The sequence below is a fragment of the Haemophilus haemolyticus genome (assembly GCF_001008205.1).
GTDB classification, from domain to species: Bacteria; Pseudomonadota; Gammaproteobacteria; order Enterobacterales; family Pasteurellaceae; genus Haemophilus; species Haemophilus haemolyticus_Q.
In genome coordinates, this window is the sequence record NZ_LCTK01000033.1 from 28,871 (window position 1) to 43,232 (window position 14,362).

Annotated in this window: 16 protein-coding genes; 8 read left to right on the top strand and 8 right to left on the bottom strand. The window is 37.7% G+C overall.

The window, feature by feature from the left end; all coding sequences use genetic code 11:
- Positions 1–120: 120 nt before the first annotated feature.
- The 4 genes from AAX18_RS07740 to AAX18_RS07755 form a co-directional block, all read right to left on the bottom strand.
- The gene (locus tag AAX18_RS07740) at positions 121–837 is read right to left on the bottom strand and encodes an HvfC family RiPP maturation protein (protein ID WP_046953479.1); all 717 of its coding nucleotides are present in this window, start codon (positions 835–837) and stop codon (positions 121–123) included.
- Positions 827–1,747 carry an HvfB family MNIO-type RiPP peptide maturase gene (locus AAX18_RS07745; RefSeq protein ID WP_046953480.1) on the bottom strand — a complete coding sequence of 307 codons (921 nt, stop codon included), beginning with the start codon at positions 1,745–1,747 and terminating at the stop codon, positions 827–829. Before AAX18_RS07745 ends, AAX18_RS07740 begins: the two co-directional genes overlap by 11 nt.
- Positions 1,748–1,824: 77 nt before the next feature.
- A complete protein-coding gene (gene hvfA, locus AAX18_RS07750; RefSeq protein WP_005625700.1) occupies positions 1,825–2,097 on the bottom strand; it encodes an oxazolone/thioamide-modified RiPP metallophore HvfA in 273 nt (90 codons plus the stop codon).
- Between the two features lie 34 nt (positions 2,098–2,131).
- Complete coding sequence (locus tag AAX18_RS07755) at positions 2,132–2,587, bottom strand: HvfX family Cu-binding RiPP maturation protein (protein ID WP_005625698.1); 456 nt, start codon at positions 2,585–2,587, stop codon at positions 2,132–2,134.
- 189 nt (positions 2,588–2,776) lie between these two features.
- On the opposite strand from AAX18_RS07755, the gene AAX18_RS07760 reads away from it, so the two are divergent.
- The 7 genes from AAX18_RS07760 to AAX18_RS07790 all read left to right on the top strand — a co-directional run bounded on the left by AAX18_RS07760 (position 2,777) and on the right by AAX18_RS07790 (position 9,274).
- A complete protein-coding gene (locus AAX18_RS07760) occupies positions 2,777–3,457 on the top strand; it encodes a TIGR00153 family protein (protein WP_005638079.1) in 681 nt (226 codons plus the stop codon).
- Positions 3,458–3,481: 24 nt separating this feature from the next.
- Positions 3,482–4,744, top strand: a complete 1,263-nt coding sequence (locus AAX18_RS07765) for an inorganic phosphate transporter (RefSeq protein WP_005625687.1) — start codon at positions 3,482–3,484, stop codon at positions 4,742–4,744.
- Between the two features lie 67 nt (positions 4,745–4,811).
- Positions 4,812–5,423, top strand: a complete 612-nt coding sequence (locus AAX18_RS07770) for a TIGR04211 family SH3 domain-containing protein (RefSeq protein ID WP_005625686.1) — start codon at positions 4,812–4,814, stop codon at positions 5,421–5,423.
- 6 nt (positions 5,424–5,429) lie between these two features.
- Positions 5,430–6,680: a multifunctional CCA addition/repair protein gene (locus AAX18_RS07775; RefSeq protein ID WP_046953481.1), complete on the top strand. Its 1,251-nt coding sequence runs from the start codon at positions 5,430–5,432 to the stop codon at positions 6,678–6,680.
- Between the two features lie 71 nt (positions 6,681–6,751).
- Positions 6,752–7,372 (top strand): lipoprotein insertase outer membrane protein LolB, encoded by a 621-nt coding sequence (gene lolB / locus AAX18_RS07780; protein ID WP_032825338.1) that lies wholly within the window; start codon positions 6,752–6,754, stop codon positions 7,370–7,372.
- A gap of 11 nt (positions 7,373–7,383) precedes the next feature.
- Positions 7,384–8,325: a 4-(cytidine 5'-diphospho)-2-C-methyl-D-erythritol kinase gene (ispE, locus tag AAX18_RS07785; RefSeq protein WP_046953497.1), complete on the top strand. Its 942-nt coding sequence runs from the start codon at positions 7,384–7,386 to the stop codon at positions 8,323–8,325.
- Between the two features lies 1 nt (position 8,326).
- Entirely contained in the window at positions 8,327–9,274 is a 948-nt protein-coding gene (locus tag AAX18_RS07790) for a ribose-phosphate pyrophosphokinase (RefSeq protein WP_005641811.1), read from the top strand.
- Between the two features lie 82 nt (positions 9,275–9,356).
- Here AAX18_RS07790 and tyrS read toward each other — a convergent pair whose 3' ends face one another.
- The 3 genes from tyrS to hmrM all read right to left on the bottom strand — a co-directional run bounded on the left by tyrS (position 9,357) and on the right by hmrM (position 12,862).
- Positions 9,357–10,544, bottom strand: a complete 1,188-nt coding sequence (tyrS, locus tag AAX18_RS07795; RefSeq protein ID WP_005625679.1) for a tyrosine--tRNA ligase — start codon at positions 10,542–10,544, stop codon at positions 9,357–9,359.
- A gap of 198 nt (positions 10,545–10,742) precedes the next feature.
- A complete protein-coding gene (gene sfsA, locus AAX18_RS07800) occupies positions 10,743–11,459 on the bottom strand; it encodes a DNA/RNA nuclease SfsA (RefSeq protein ID WP_046953482.1) in 717 nt (238 codons plus the stop codon).
- A gap of 8 nt (positions 11,460–11,467) precedes the next feature.
- Positions 11,468–12,862, bottom strand: a complete 1,395-nt coding sequence (gene hmrM, locus AAX18_RS07805; RefSeq protein WP_046953483.1) for a sodium-coupled multidrug efflux MATE transporter HmrM — start codon at positions 12,860–12,862, stop codon at positions 11,468–11,470.
- A 42-nt stretch (positions 12,863–12,904) separates the two neighbouring features.
- Here hmrM and ribE point away from each other — a divergent pair, with 42 nt between their 5' ends.
- Complete coding sequence (gene ribE, locus AAX18_RS07810) at positions 12,905–13,519, top strand: riboflavin synthase (protein WP_046953484.1); 615 nt, start codon at positions 12,905–12,907, stop codon at positions 13,517–13,519.
- Between the two features lie 72 nt (positions 13,520–13,591).
- Here ribE and AAX18_RS07815 read toward each other — a convergent pair whose 3' ends face one another.
- Positions 13,592–14,239 (bottom strand): OmpW/AlkL family protein, encoded by a 648-nt coding sequence (locus tag AAX18_RS07815; RefSeq protein WP_046953485.1) that lies wholly within the window; start codon positions 14,237–14,239, stop codon positions 13,592–13,594.
- Positions 14,240–14,362 lie beyond the last annotated feature (123 nt).

Consider the following 14,362-nt stretch of genomic DNA (forward strand, 5'->3'; position numbering starts at 1 on the left):
TCTCAAATCTATATTAAAAAGATTTGGATAATATATGGAAAATACTAACCAAGAAAAAATTAGGTGAAAAAGTCATCTTTTTCACCTATCTAACATTTTGTTAGTTTTTCTATACAAAATTTATCCCTCTTTCGGATAAAGCACTTCAGCATTAATCCAATTAACCCAAGTGTTTTCCAATAATGGAATTAAGGGGGTGCTATCTTCAACTACAGTATTTAAGGCAGATAATACCTCTTCTAAAGACGAAGGTTGTTCTTGTATATAAGTTAATAGCCAAAAGTCAAGTTCAGATAAGCGTTGTTGCAGAATATTAAAATCGCTATCCCGCCATATAACAGCTTGCATAGGGTTTTCATCAAATTGTTTAAAATCGCTTGATAAAAAATCGACTTCATAGCTTTTTAAATAAGCTGCATCAGATAACTGCATTACGCTATGCTTATCCCACTCAAATTTTTCAGGTACTTTTGCTAAAGAAACTTCTGCAAGTAATTGTGTATTTTCAAAATCCATCAATGCCAGTATATTGGCGTCAAAACTCTCTTTTTCTTGACAAAATAAAAGAAATTCTCCTGCAATATCTTGAAAATAAGGCGAATGTGATTTTCCTGTTAATACAAACGTTTCTTTTGTCTGAGACCAACTCTCAGCAGAAACGTGTTTAGGTGCTTCAACAAAACAGCGGTCAATAAAACCAAAGATGTTATTTCGAACTAAGCGAGCATAAACAGCGATGCGATTCGGAGCATAACCATTTAAAGGTTGAGCATGAGCCAATCGAACTGCTGTAGCAAGTGCTTTTTGTGTTTCAATAAGCGAAGGTTTAGGCTGCATAGGATATTACCTCTTTTTGAGCATATTTTTGCTGTAGTTGTGCAATATGTTCAACTTCAGCATAAAGTTCTGCAAATGGAGGGAAATTGAAATCACGCTCTAATAATGTTGGCGGAATGACAGGTAGTCGTTGATAGGCATATTCTAATAAATCCCACACAGTACCTTTTACTGCCTCACCGTGCGTATCAATTAATAATTCTGGTAAATGGCGATATGCCCCTTTTATTTTATTAAATGATTCTCCTTCTAAATCCTCCACAACTTGTGCCGCAGAATGTTCTTCATCATGTCCTGCAATATGAATGTAATTGACACGTTTCACATCTACTTGATCTAAAAAAACATAAGGATCAAGTAAACCGTGATTGACGCCATTTACATAAATATTATTCACATCTAAATGAATACCACAATCCGCTTCTTGTGCAATAGCATTTAAAAATTCTACTTCATTCATTGTGCTGGTGGGAGAATGTAAATAATAAGAGGTGTTTTCTAATGAAATTTGTAATCCTAAAAAATCTTGCACATATCGGATTCTCTGTGCTACATGTTTTACAGCTTCTTCTGTAAATGGCATAGGTAATAAATCATATAAATGCCCTTCACATTCACAATAACTCAAATGTTCAGAAAAAAATGTCGAATTATATTGAGTCATTAATGCTTTAGTATTTTTTAATAACTCGCGATCAAGTGGTGCTTGCCCACCTAATGAAAGTGATAGTCCGTGTACCGCAAGTGGATATCTTTCAGCGGCTTGATCAAATTTATAACGAGCAGCTCCTCCCATTTTTACCCAATTTTCTGGAGCAACTTCCATAAACTGAATCGCATTATTTGATGATAAATTCAAAAAATCATCCGCTAAATCTCGACGATACCCTAATCCTGCACCTTGTAACATAATTATTTACTCCTTTTAATACAACACTGGTGTAAATTTACACCAGTGTTATGTATGGCATCTAGATTAAAATACGATTATTTAGAGCCGCATTTACCTTCACCACATTTACCTTCTGCAGCTTTTGGTTTGCTCGCACCGCATTTACCTTCTGCGGCTTTCGTTTCGTTTGCACCACATTTGCCTTCTCCGCATTTACCTTCTGCAGCTTTTGTTTTCACACATTTATCACCTACACAAGGTGTTGCAGCTTTATCCATACTGCTTGATTTTGACTCACCATGTGCAACAGTAGCTACTGTCATCGTTAATGCTCCTGCTAATGCGGCTAAAGTGGATAATTTTTTCATTTGAATCTCCTAGAGTTTGATATTGAATATATAGTTAGAGGAATTTTAACCAGCTTTTAGTTGGATAAACCTTCTTAATAAGCGTGTCTAAAGAGAGTTTCCCTGCTCCCTGCGTAATTAAGATTAATAAAGTTACCACATAAATTAAAGGTAATTTATAACCATTATCACAAACGTTATAACCTGAATCAGCATGAATACTATACCACGCAACAGAGATTAAAATCGTTAAACCTAATGCACTAAAACGAGTTAATACCCCGAATATTAGCAAGAAAGGGAGAATTAATTCCGACCCCATTGCAACGAGCCAATTAATATCAGCAGGAATAAGATTAAACGGAAAAGGAAAACGATCTTGTATTTCAGTAAACCAATTTTGACCATTCCATTTTTCTAACCCTGCCTCTAAAAACTCCCATGCAAGAAAAAAGCGTAAAATCAATAAACTCACGCCGCTGCTGATACTTTGTATCTTACAATCTTTCATCTTTTTCCTCTTGTTGATTATCTATTTTATGAAATTATTTAGTTCATTATGCTAGGACATGTTTCCCAGTTATTCTATTAGTCGGAGATAAACCTTTTTTCTTACAAATTTTTTTGAAAAATTTTAAATATCAACAAAAATCGGGTAATATGCGCACGAATTTTTAACCCCTTATGGAGTAAATCACTTATGGCAATGAATAATATTCTCGGATTATTTGCCCATTCGCCTTTAAAACCATTGCAAAAGCATTCGGAAAAAGTCACTGAATGTAGCGATCTTTTAATTCCTTTTTTTGAAACCACCTTCTCAAAGGATTGGGAAAAAGCGGAAGAAAAACGCTTAGAAATCTCTCAGCGTGAACGTGAAGCGGATAGCTTGAAACGTGAGATTCGTTTAAAATTGCCACGTGGTTTATTCTTACCTATCGATCGTACTGATCTCTTAGAATTAGTCACGCAACAAGATAAGTTAGCAAATTTTGCTAAAGATATTGCAGGCCGTATGATTGGTCGCCAATTTGGTATTCCTGAAGAAATGCAGGAAGAATTCTTACATTATGTAAAACGTAGTTTAGATGCCATTCATCAAGCTCATCGAGTAATCGAAGAAATGGATCAACTTTTAGAAACCGGTTTTAAAGGCCGTGAACTAAAATTAGTTAACGATATGATTCAAGAACTCGATGCCATTGAAGATGATACCGACCAAATGCAGATAAAACTGCGTAAAATGCTTTACACCATCGAAAGCCGTTATAACCCAATTGATGTGATGTTCTTATATAAAATTATTGAATGGGTTGGCGTGCTAGCTGACCAAGCACAACGTGTTGGCTCACGCATTGAATTAATGCTGGCGCGTTCATAATCAACAAAATATAGGAAATTAACTATGGAAGTTATTAGTCAATATGGTTCATGCTTGGTGTGGATTACAGCAGCCTTCGGCTTTTTTATGGCTTTCGGTATCGGAGCCAATGATGTTTCAAACTCAATGGGTACATCCGTAGGTTCTGGTACTGTAACAGCCAAACAAGCAATTATTATCGCGTTAATTTTTGAATCCGCTGGCGCATATCTAGCTGGTGGTGAAGTAACAGAAACGATTAAAAGTGGCGTAATCGATCCAATGCAATTTGTTGATACGCCCGATATTTTGGCACTAGGTATGCTATCTGCTTTATTTGCATCTGGCGCTTGGTTATTTATCGCAACCAAAATGGGCTGGCCAGTTTCAGGTACTCACACTATCATCGGTGCAATTATTGGATTTGCATGTATTACGATTGGCCCTGGCGCAGTAGATTGGTCAAATATTGGTAGCATCGTTGGTAGCTGGTTCATCACACCTGTCATTGCAGGTATTCTCGCCTATGCAATCTTTGCAAGTACGCAAAAACTTATTTTTGATACCGAACATCCGCTGAAAAATGCACAAAAATATGGCCCTTATTACATGGGGATAACCGTATTTGTGTTGTGTATCGTAACCATGACAAAAGGTTTAAAACATGTTGGTTTAAATCTTTCCAATAAAGAAACTTTAGTCATTTCACTTATCATTAGCCTTGTAGGCATGCTGTTTTTCCATTTCTATTTTAAAAGCAAAACATTCACTCAATCTGCAAGCAAAGGGACTTTTGGTGCGGTAGAAAAAGTCTTCAGCATTTTAATGTTATTAACAGCCTGTGCGATGGCTTTCGCTCATGGTTCAAATGATGTAGCCAATGCAATTGGTCCACTTTCAGCGGTTGTATCAATAGTTGAACAAGGCGGTAAAATTGTTTCAGGCGGAGCCTTAACTTGGTGGATTTTACCACTAGGTGCATTAGGTATTGCTGTAGGCTTAATTACTATGGGACAAAAAGTGATGGCGACTGTTGGATCTGGAATCACTGATTTAACGCCAAGCCGTGGCTTTGCAGCTCAATTTGCTACTGCGATGACCGTTGTAGTTGCTTCAGGTACAGGCTTGCCGATCTCAACAACACAAACTCTTGTTGGGGCAATTTTAGGTATCGGTTTTGCTCGCGGTATCGCGGCACTCAATTTAACGGTTATCCGAAACATCATTAGTTCTTGGATAATCACTTTACCAGCCGGCGCATTCTTCGCAATTATTATCTTCTATTTACTACGTGCGGTGTTTAATTAATTTATTGCAACAAAAAGTGCGGTTTATTCAGCCGCACTTTTGTTGTTTTTATTTTTAAGGAGAAAGCATGAAAAAAATCTACAATACACTTTTATCTTGCGCTTTACTTGGTACAGGTATTGCAACTGCTCATGCAGAAACGCAATATGTTACTGAAAATCTCAGTACGTTCTTACGCCGCGGTGCTGGTGAACAATTTAAAATTGCAGGTTCAATTCAAGCAGGCGAAGCGGTGAATGTATTAGATCGCCAAGGCAAATACACACTCATTCGCGACAATAAAAATCGTGAAGCTTGGATTTTAAACTCAGACTTAAGCAGCACGCCAAGTAGTAAAGAAGAAAATCCAAAATTAAAAGCCCAAGTTCAAGAATTAACCTTAAAACTTAATCGTTTAGATGGCGATTGGCAACAACGTACCGTCGAAATGCAACGTCGAACCAAACAAGCTGAACAACAAAGTGCGGATCTTTTAGAACAAAATTCACAATTGAAACGTGAACTTGAAATGACCAAAAATAAAAATCGTGATTTAGAAGCGATGCTTGATGCAGGTAAACGAGAAATTGCGATTCAATGGTTTATTTATGGCGGTTCAGTATTGGGTGTAGGCTTACTCTTCGGCTTGCTCATTCCTTATGTGTTACCAAAACGTCGCCGTCGTGATGGCTGGGCATAATCACGAATGAGAGTTTATTTAGTTGGTGGGGCTGTTCGCGATCAATTATTGGGGTTACCAGTAAAAGATCGTGATTGGATTGTGGTAGGCGCAGTCCCTGCTACGCTACTCTCTCTCGGTTATCAACAAGTAGGCAAAGATTTTCCAGTTTTTCTCAATCCTAAAACAAAAGAAGAATATGCGCTTGCCCGAACAGAACGTAAATCTAGTGCAGGTTACACGGGCTTTATTTGTGATTTCTCCCCAACAATCACATTAGAACAAGATTTAATTCGACGAGATCTCACCATTAACGCGATGGCTCAAAGTGAAGAAGGTGAAATTATCGATCCTTATGGCGGAAAACAAGATTTAGAAAATCGAATTTTACGCCATATTTCTCCTGCTTTTTCAGAAGACCCTTTACGAGTATTACGCGTAGCACGCTTTGCAGCCCGTTATCATTCACTCGGTTTTAAAATTGCCTCGGAAACACTATCTCTAATGGCAGAACTTGCCCAATCAGGAGAATTACAACATCTCACCGCCGAGCGCGTTTGGCTAGAAACAGAAAAAGCCTTAAACGAAAAAAATCCTGAAATTTATTTTGAAACCTTACATAAAACAGGTGCGTTAAGAGTTTTATTTCCTGAAATCGATGCCCTTTATGGCGTACCAAATCCAGTAAAACATCATCCAGAAGTAGATAGTTTTATTCATACCATGCTGGTATTAAAACAAGCGGTTAATTTGACTGAAAATAATCCTATCCTAAACAGAAGTGCAGTCCGTTTTGCCGCAATTTGTCATGATCTTGGCAAGGCTCTTACGCCTCAAAATATTCTTCCTCATCATTATGGGCATGAACAAGCTGGCATAAAACCGACTAGATCATTGTGCAGACGCTTGAAAGTCCCAAGTTATTTTCAAGAACTTGCAGAACTGACTTGTGAATTTCACACGCATATTCACAAAGCCTTCGAGCTTCGAGCTGAAACCGTCATAACGCTGTTTAATCGTTTTGATGTGTGGAGAAAAGCACAACGCTTTCAAGAATTTCTACAAGTATGTTTAGCTGATACTCGAGGAAGAACAGGTTTTGAAAATAAAGACTATCCACAAATAGATTACATCAATCAATTATTACAAGCGGCAAATGAAGTAGATGTACAGCAAGTTATTGCTGATGGATTTGAGAAACAAGAAATTAGAAATGAATTGACGAAACGAAGAATCTTAGCGGTTAAACAAACAAAAGCAAATTACCCCCAAAATTAACAAATAAAAGTAACTTTACTCAATTAAACTAAATCCTTAAAATACGCGAGCTTATTAACTTGATGAATAATATGAAAACGTTTAAATTTCTCACCGCACTTTTTGTAACCAGCATACTTACAGCCTGTACGATGGATGCTGAACGTCCAGTTAACGTGCAATACATCGATAAAACGGATGCCACATGGCAACAGCATCTACAAAAGATTCAAAAAATTCAATCCTATCAAGCTAAAGGACAAATTGGTTATATCAGTCCTACAGAACGTTTTTCTAGCCGCTTTGAATGGCAATACCAAAATCCAAAATCTTATACACTTAAACTCTATTCTTTGATCAGTAAATCTACCCTTTGGATTCAAATGCATCAAAGCGGTATGACAATTTCCGATAACAACGGTAATCAACAATCTGCAGCCAATGCGAAACTATTATTACAAGAGATCATTGGCATGGATGTGCCATTAGAACATTTAGCTTATTGGTTGAAAGGCCAACCGGCAATGAACGCGGATTATCAAGTGGGCACCAACCATTTACTTGGCGCATTTACTTATCATGTGGATGGTTCTCAATGGACAGCAGATTATCTAACCTATCACTCAAATAATTCGATGCCTGAAAATATTCTGCTAAAAAATGACAGCACGAAACAAACTCTAAAAATTCGCGTGGATGAGTGGATTTACTAATGAATACATTAATGAAATCACATCAATTTTCTACCGCACTTTGTCAAAATACAACACAATCAAATGGGAAGCCATTGCGCTTCCCTAGCCCAGCCAAACTGAATTTATTTCTTTATATCAACGGAAAATTGCCGAACGGCTACCATGAATTACAAACACTTTTCCAATTTTTAGATTTCGGCGATTGGTTAGAAATGAGTATCCGTGAAGAAGATAATCAAATTGTTTTAACCCCAGAAATTCCAAATCTAAAAACGGAAAATAATCTAATTTATCGAGCTGCAAAACTTTTACAAGAAAAAGCCAATATTCAATTAGGTGCAAATATTCATTTAGACAAAATTCTTCCAATGGGAGGCGGTGTCGGTGGTGGTTCATCCAATGCAGCAACCGCATTAGTCGCGTTAAATTATTTATGGCAAGCCAATTTATCCATTGATGAACTGGCAAAATTAGGATTAACACTAGGCGCTGATGTGCCAATATTTGTACATGGACATGCTGCTTTTGCTGAAGGTGTAGGGGAAAAAATCACTTATTGTGAACCTGCCGAAAAATGGTTTGTTGTATTAAAACCCGATGATTCAATATCGACGGCTGCGATATTTCAAGATCCAAATTTACCACGTAATACACCGAAAAAATCCCTAGAACAACTTTTGAGCGAATCTTATGTAAACGATTGCGAAAAAATTGTGATAAATCATTATTCAAACGTTGAAAAAGCGCTAAACTGGTTGCTACAATATGCGCCGGCAAGATTAACAGGAACGGGAGCATGTGTTTTTGCTGAATTTGAGCATGAGGCAGAGGCACAAGCGGTATTTAGACAAAAACCAAAAGAATTTTTTGGTTTCGTCACTAAAGGACTCAATGTTTCTCCCTTGCACGCAATGTTGAAGCAGCTATCATCAACTTATACTCATCGACAATCTAAACCTGAGGTTTTATAAAATGCCTGACATTAAACTCTTCGCGGGTAATGCAACACCTGAACTTGCAAAACGTATTTCTGAACGTTTATATATTTCACTAGGCGATGCGACGGTCGCACGTTTCAGCGATGGTGAAATTCAAGTTCAAATCAATGAAAATGTGCGTGGTGCGGATGTATTTATCATCCAATCAACTTGTGCACCAACCAATGATAACTTGATGGAATTGATTGTGATGGTAGATGCATTACGTCGAGCGTCTGCTGGTCGTATTACTGCCGTGATTCCTTATTTCGGCTATGCTCGCCAAGATCGTCGTGTTCGTTCGGCACGTGTACCAATTACCGCTAAAGTTGTAGCTGATTTACTTTCAACTGTTGGTATTGACCGTGTATTAACCTGCGACCTACACGCAGAACAAATTCAAGGTTTCTTTGATGTTCCAGTAGACAACGTATTTGGTTCTCCGGTTTTAATTCACGATATTTTGAAAAAATCTGATCTTGAAAACCCAATTGTTGTCTCCCCAGATATTGGCGGTGTTGTACGTGCTCGTGCTGTGGCTAAATTATTAAACGATACCGATATGGCTATCATTGACAAACGCCGCCCTCGCGCAAACGTAGCACAAGTGATGCATATTATCGGTGATGTTGCAGATCGTGATTGTATTTTAGTAGATGATATGATTGATACTGGCGGTACGCTTTGTAAAGCGGCAGAAGCATTAAAAGAACGTGGTGCGAAACGTGTTTTTGCTTATGCAACTCACGCAGTTTTCTCTGGCGCTGCAGCCAAAAACTTAGCCAGCGATGCCATCGATGAGATTGTTGTTACTGACACCATTCCATTATCAGAAGAAATGAAAGCTATCGGTAAAGTTCGCGTGCTTACGCTTTCTTCCATGCTGGCAGAAGCTATTCGTCGAATTAGCAACGAAGAATCTATTTCTGCTATGTTTAACTAAATTAAAATTTCAATGAAAAATACCGCACTTTTATTGCCAAAGTGCGGTATTTTTTTATTTACATTATTTATCTGTATCTACTTTATTCAACCGTTACACGCGCAAATTTTCGTTTACCCACTTGGTAAACATTTGTGCCTTTCGGTGCATTGTCTTTTACGTTATCGACTTTTTCACCATTGATTTTTACACCGCCTTGTTGAGCAGAGCGAATTGCTTCTGAAGTAGAAGGCACAAGTCCCGCTTCTTTTAATAAGGTGGCTAAACCAATTTCACCAGAAAACGTAAATTCAGGCATTTCATCAGGCATCGCGCCTTTTTGGAAACGATTAATAAATTCTTGTTCTGCGGCGTTTGCTGCCTCTTCATTGTGGAAACGTGCAATTAATTCTTTTGCTAATAAGATTTTTACATCACGTGGATTTTTGCCGTTTTCTACTTCTGATTTTAATTGTGCAATTTCACTTAATGGACGGAATGAAAGAAGGTTATACCAATCCCACATGAGTTCATCAGAAATTGACATCACTTTACCGAACATGTCGCTTGGTGCTTCCGTTACGCCGATATAGTTACCAAGTGATTTGGACATTTTTTTCTCGCCGTCTAAGCCAACGAGTAACGGGAGTGTAATCGCAACCTGTGGTTTTTTGCCTGCTGATTTTTGCAATTCACGACCAACAAGTAAGTTGAATTTTTGGTCTGTACCACCTAGTTCCACATCTGCATCTAATGCAACGGAATCATAACCTTGTAATAATGGATAAATAAATTCATGGATTGCAATGGGTTGGTTGTTACTAAAGCGTTTTTTGAAGTCGTCACGTTCAAGCATACGCGCAACGGTGTAGTTGCTTGCAAGACGAATCATGCCTTCTGTACCAAGTTTGCTTAACCATTCAGAGTTGAAGACGATTTTAGTTTTTTGTGGATCGAGAATTTTATAAATTTGCTCTTTATAGGTTTCAGCATTACGCAATACGTCTTCACGGCTGAGTGGAGGACGCGTGGCGTTTTTTCCCGATGGATCTCCCACCATTCCAGTGAAATCACCAATTAAGAAATAGACTTCATGACCGAGTTGTTGAAATTGACGTAATTTATTTAATACAACAGTATGCCCTAAATGAATATCTGGTGCGGTTGGATCGGCGCCTAATTTTACTTTTAATGGGCGATTTTCTTTCAGTTTTTCGATTAAATCCGCTTCTGAAAGGATTTCATCAGTACCGCGCTTTAGTTCCGCGAGAACGGTATTAATGTCAGTCATTATTATTTCCTAATTATGTTTTTTGAAAGGTTTTATTATAGGGATTCTTGACGATTTGTGAATAAAAAAAACGCCTATTTGTGGGGAAATAGGCGGGAATGTTGGAGTGATTATCTAATATTGTTGTTGGAATAGTTAGATGATAATTGTTATCAATAACCTTGTCAATAATTAAATGAAAATAATTCTCAAAAAATATTATTTTATATAAGGCACCGATTCTGTTAAGGAAAGTGCGGTAGGAATTCCATTAGAAATTTCAAATTTACCCGCATAAGCATAGGCTTCAACGCCTTGTTCCATTGCTTCTTTTAATAAGCGATCATATTCGGGATCGATATATTCTGCGATTTTGAAACGATCAAAACCATTATGTAACCCAGCAAATAGTACCACTGCGCGATGACCTTGTTTTTTCATTGCCAGTAATTCTCGGACATGTTTTTGCCCACGCGTAGTAACCGCATCGGGGAACATGCCTAAATTTCCTTTCACTAAGGTGATGGACTTCACTTCCACATAACAATCGGGTAAGCCTTCGCCTTTTAGTAAGAAATCAATTCGGCTATTTTCTTCGCCGTATTTCACTTCAGGATAAATTTCCTCATACATTGCTAATTCTTTGATTTGCTTATTTTGCAGTGCTTCAAAGACAAGCTGATTAGAACGATGCGTATTGATACAGCAAAGTTGCCCATTTTCAAGTTGAGTAAGTTCCCAAGAGTGAGGATATTTGCGGGTTTGACTATCGGAATGTGAATACCAAATTATATCACCTTTTTCACCGCACCCAGTCATCGCGCCTGTATTGGCACAATGGATTGTCATCACATCACCAGTTGGTAGTTCAATATCCGCAAGAAAGCGTTTGTAACGACGAATTAATTTTGCCGATTGTAAAGCTGGAAGTTGCATAAAGTTCCTTATTTGAGTTTTTCTAAACGTTGTAAAATGGCGTTATCGCTCATAGCTTGCATTTTTTTCATTCTCAAAGAAAGCAAGATTGCGGCGAAAGTGAGTGAGACCACAAAGGCAATCCAGAAACCTTTCGCATCAATGTGTGGCACAAGCCAATCTGTACGACCGAGCGTATAACCAAGTGGCACACCAATTACCCAATAAGAGAAAAGGGTAATATATAAAATGACTTTGGTATCTTTATAGCCCCGTAAAATGCCACCAACTACCATTTGAACGGTATCTGAAAATTGATAAAGTGCAGCAAATAATAATAAATTTGCCGCCATGGCGATGACAATTTCATCGGTTACGAAAATAGAGGCAATTTCATAACGGAAGAAAATCGTAATTAATGCGGTAATGATTGTCACCGTTAGCCCTAACAATAATGCGGCATAGCTCATTTTTTTCGAATTTTGTGGTGAGCCAGCCCCTAATGCTTGTCCGACTAAAATCGTTGTTGCCATACCAATTGACAGGGGGAACATAAAAATGAAAGAACTGGTATTCAATGTAATTTGATGGCTCGCCACAATAGTTGAGCCCAGCGGAGAAAGCATTAGCGAAGTGAGGGCAAATAACGCCACTTCACAACAAAGTGCAATCGCAATCGGTAAACCTAAACGCAATAATTTTTTTAGGGTTCTCGGATTCGGCATTTCAATTAATTGGCTAAATACTTTTAGCGAACGTTCTTGAGTATTCGTGTAGGAATAAAACATCATCATTAAGCACATTGCCCAGTTTACAATGGCTGTCGCAATACCACAGCCCACCGCACCAAAAGCAGGCATACCAAATTTTCCATAAATAAAAATGTAATTAAGCGGAATATTCAGCAGTAAACCTAAGAAGGTAATGACCATTGCAGGCTTGGTTTTGGCAATTCCATCATTTAAACAACGAAAATTAATCAGCATCAAATAAGCAGGCAATCCCCACAACATCGCATGTAAATAATCGCGTGCTAAATCTGACATTTTGCTTTCCATTTGCATATATTGCAGCGGGATTTCACAGAAATAAATCAGCAAACCTAAAGGAATACTCACGCCTAACACAAGCCAAATGCCTTGGCGAACTTGATGGGCAATGCGATGGCGTTGGCCTGAACCGTTTAGGTAAGAAATAGTCGGTGGGAGCGCCAATAATAAACCTTGACCGAAAAGCACCAATGGCATCCAAATAGATGCGCCGACAGAAATCGCTGCCATATCAGTAGAACTCACTCGACCAGCCATAATGGTATCCGCTAGTCCCATTGAGTTTTGTGCGATTTGCGCTAACAAAATGGGTAAAGAAATTTTAATTAATTTTTTAATATCAGCGTGATATTGGGATAAAAGACGAAAATTCATAAATTTGATATACTAAGAAAAATTTTTAGAAAAGGAGAAAATATGTTTACCGGAATTGTACAAGGCACTGCGCCTATTCATTCAATTACAGAAAAGGCTAATTTTAGAACACAAGTGGTAAAATTACCACCTGAAATGCGTAAAGACCTAGAAATTGGCGCATCGGTGGCAAATAACGGTGTATGTTTAACCGTGACTGAAATTAACGGCGATCTCGTTAGCTTTGATCTCATGCAAGAAACCTTAAGAATTACGAATCTTGGCTTGTTGAAAGTAGGTGATAATGTAAATATCGAACGAGCCATGCAAATGGGAACCGAAATCGGCGGACATTTATTATCTGGCCATGTATATTGTACGGCAAAAATTTCAAACATTATCGCTAGTGAAAATAACCGACAAATTTGGTTTGAGCTGCCAAGCGCAGATGTAATGAAATATATTTTAACGAAAGGATTTGTTGCCGTAGATGGCATTAGCCTCACTATTGGCGAAGTAAAAGGTTCACAATTCTGTGTGAATTTAATTCCTGAAACTTTGCAACGAACCTTAATGGGGCAACGTAAAGTGAGCGATATCGTGAATATAGAAATTGATCCACAGACCCAAGCCATTGTGGATACAGTGGAAAATTATTTAAAAGCGAGAAATTTGTAGTCCATTGAAATAAAAAGAGCGGCTAAAAAATACAGAATTTTTTAACTGCTCTTTTTTGTTTTATCAATGAAATTAGAATTTCACCGCAATGCCCGCAAAGTACACCATTGGATCAAGTTTTAACTTAACTTCATGATTTGCACCAAGTGCTTGGAATTTTGCCGTGGTTTTAATATGTGTATACCATGCTGAAACATTAAAATAAACATTTTGAGTCAATTTCACATCTATACCGACATTTGCCACAGGACCAAATGAATGTTTTTTCACTTCTAAGTTAGTCACTGCAGGGTGAACAGATTTTGTGTGATAGAAACGAGTATAATTTAAACCAGCACCTAAATAAGGGCGCACAACAGAATCCGCTTTAAAGAAATAGTATTGAGCATATAAACTTGGCGGTAATTGTTTCACGATTGCTGTTCGACCTAAATCAAGATTAAGTGCAGGCACATTCGCATGAATTTTATGAGAGAACGGCGTTGCAGCTAATAATTCCACACCAATATTATCCGTTAACATATAGGTTCCAGTTAAACCTAGTTGAGTATTATTTTTTACTTTTAATCCTACATCAATAGCAGTTTGAGTTCTTGAGCTTGAATTTGCATCAACAGTAATTGCACCGGCACGTACCACAACACTTCCAGCTTCGTGTGCAACAGCTGAACCTGCTAATAAAATCCCACCTAATATAAGTGTTAATGCTGTTTTTTTCATAGTGACATTCCTTAAAAAATTTTATTTATTCAACCATACCTAACAAGAGGTACGTGAAGTTTACTCATTTAAAGAAAAATTTTATTGATGAAAATCAAATTTTTTGATGATTATTGAAAAGGT

Bases quoted from the DNA above. Each gene is read 5' to 3' on its own strand.
- AAX18_RS07740 (WP_046953479.1), bottom strand. From the start codon at position 837: ATGCAGCCTAAACCTTCGCTTATTGAAACACAAAAAGCACTTGCTACA.
- AAX18_RS07745 (WP_046953480.1), bottom strand. From the start codon at position 1,747: ATGTTACAAGGTGCAGGATTAGGGTATCGTCGAGATTTAGCGGATGAT.
- hvfA (WP_005625700.1), bottom strand. From the start codon at position 2,097: ATGAAAAAATTATCCACTTTAGCCGCATTAGCAGGAGCATTAACGATG.
- AAX18_RS07755 (WP_005625698.1), bottom strand. From the start codon at position 2,587: ATGAAAGATTGTAAGATACAAAGTATCAGCAGCGGCGTGAGTTTATTG.
- AAX18_RS07760 (WP_005638079.1), top strand. From the start codon at position 2,777: ATGGCAATGAATAATATTCTCGGATTATTTGCCCATTCGCCTTTAAAA.
- AAX18_RS07765 (WP_005625687.1), top strand. From the start codon at position 3,482: ATGGAAGTTATTAGTCAATATGGTTCATGCTTGGTGTGGATTACAGCA.
- AAX18_RS07770 (WP_005625686.1), top strand. From the start codon at position 4,812: ATGAAAAAAATCTACAATACACTTTTATCTTGCGCTTTACTTGGTACA.
- AAX18_RS07775 (WP_046953481.1), top strand. From the start codon at position 5,430: ATGAGAGTTTATTTAGTTGGTGGGGCTGTTCGCGATCAATTATTGGGG.
- lolB (WP_032825338.1), top strand. From the start codon at position 6,752: ATGAAAACGTTTAAATTTCTCACCGCACTTTTTGTAACCAGCATACTT.
- ispE (WP_046953497.1), top strand. From the start codon at position 7,384: ATGAAATCACATCAATTTTCTACCGCACTTTGTCAAAATACAACACAA.
- AAX18_RS07790 (WP_005641811.1), top strand. From the start codon at position 8,327: ATGCCTGACATTAAACTCTTCGCGGGTAATGCAACACCTGAACTTGCA.
- tyrS (WP_005625679.1), bottom strand. From the start codon at position 10,544: ATGACTGACATTAATACCGTTCTCGCGGAACTAAAGCGCGGTACTGAT.
- sfsA (WP_046953482.1), bottom strand. From the start codon at position 11,459: ATGCAACTTCCAGCTTTACAATCGGCAAAATTAATTCGTCGTTACAAA.
- hmrM (WP_046953483.1), bottom strand. From the start codon at position 12,862: ATGAATTTTCGTCTTTTATCCCAATATCACGCTGATATTAAAAAATTA.
- ribE (WP_046953484.1), top strand. From the start codon at position 12,905: ATGTTTACCGGAATTGTACAAGGCACTGCGCCTATTCATTCAATTACA.
- AAX18_RS07815 (WP_046953485.1), bottom strand. From the start codon at position 14,239: ATGAAAAAAACAGCATTAACACTTATATTAGGTGGGATTTTATTAGCA.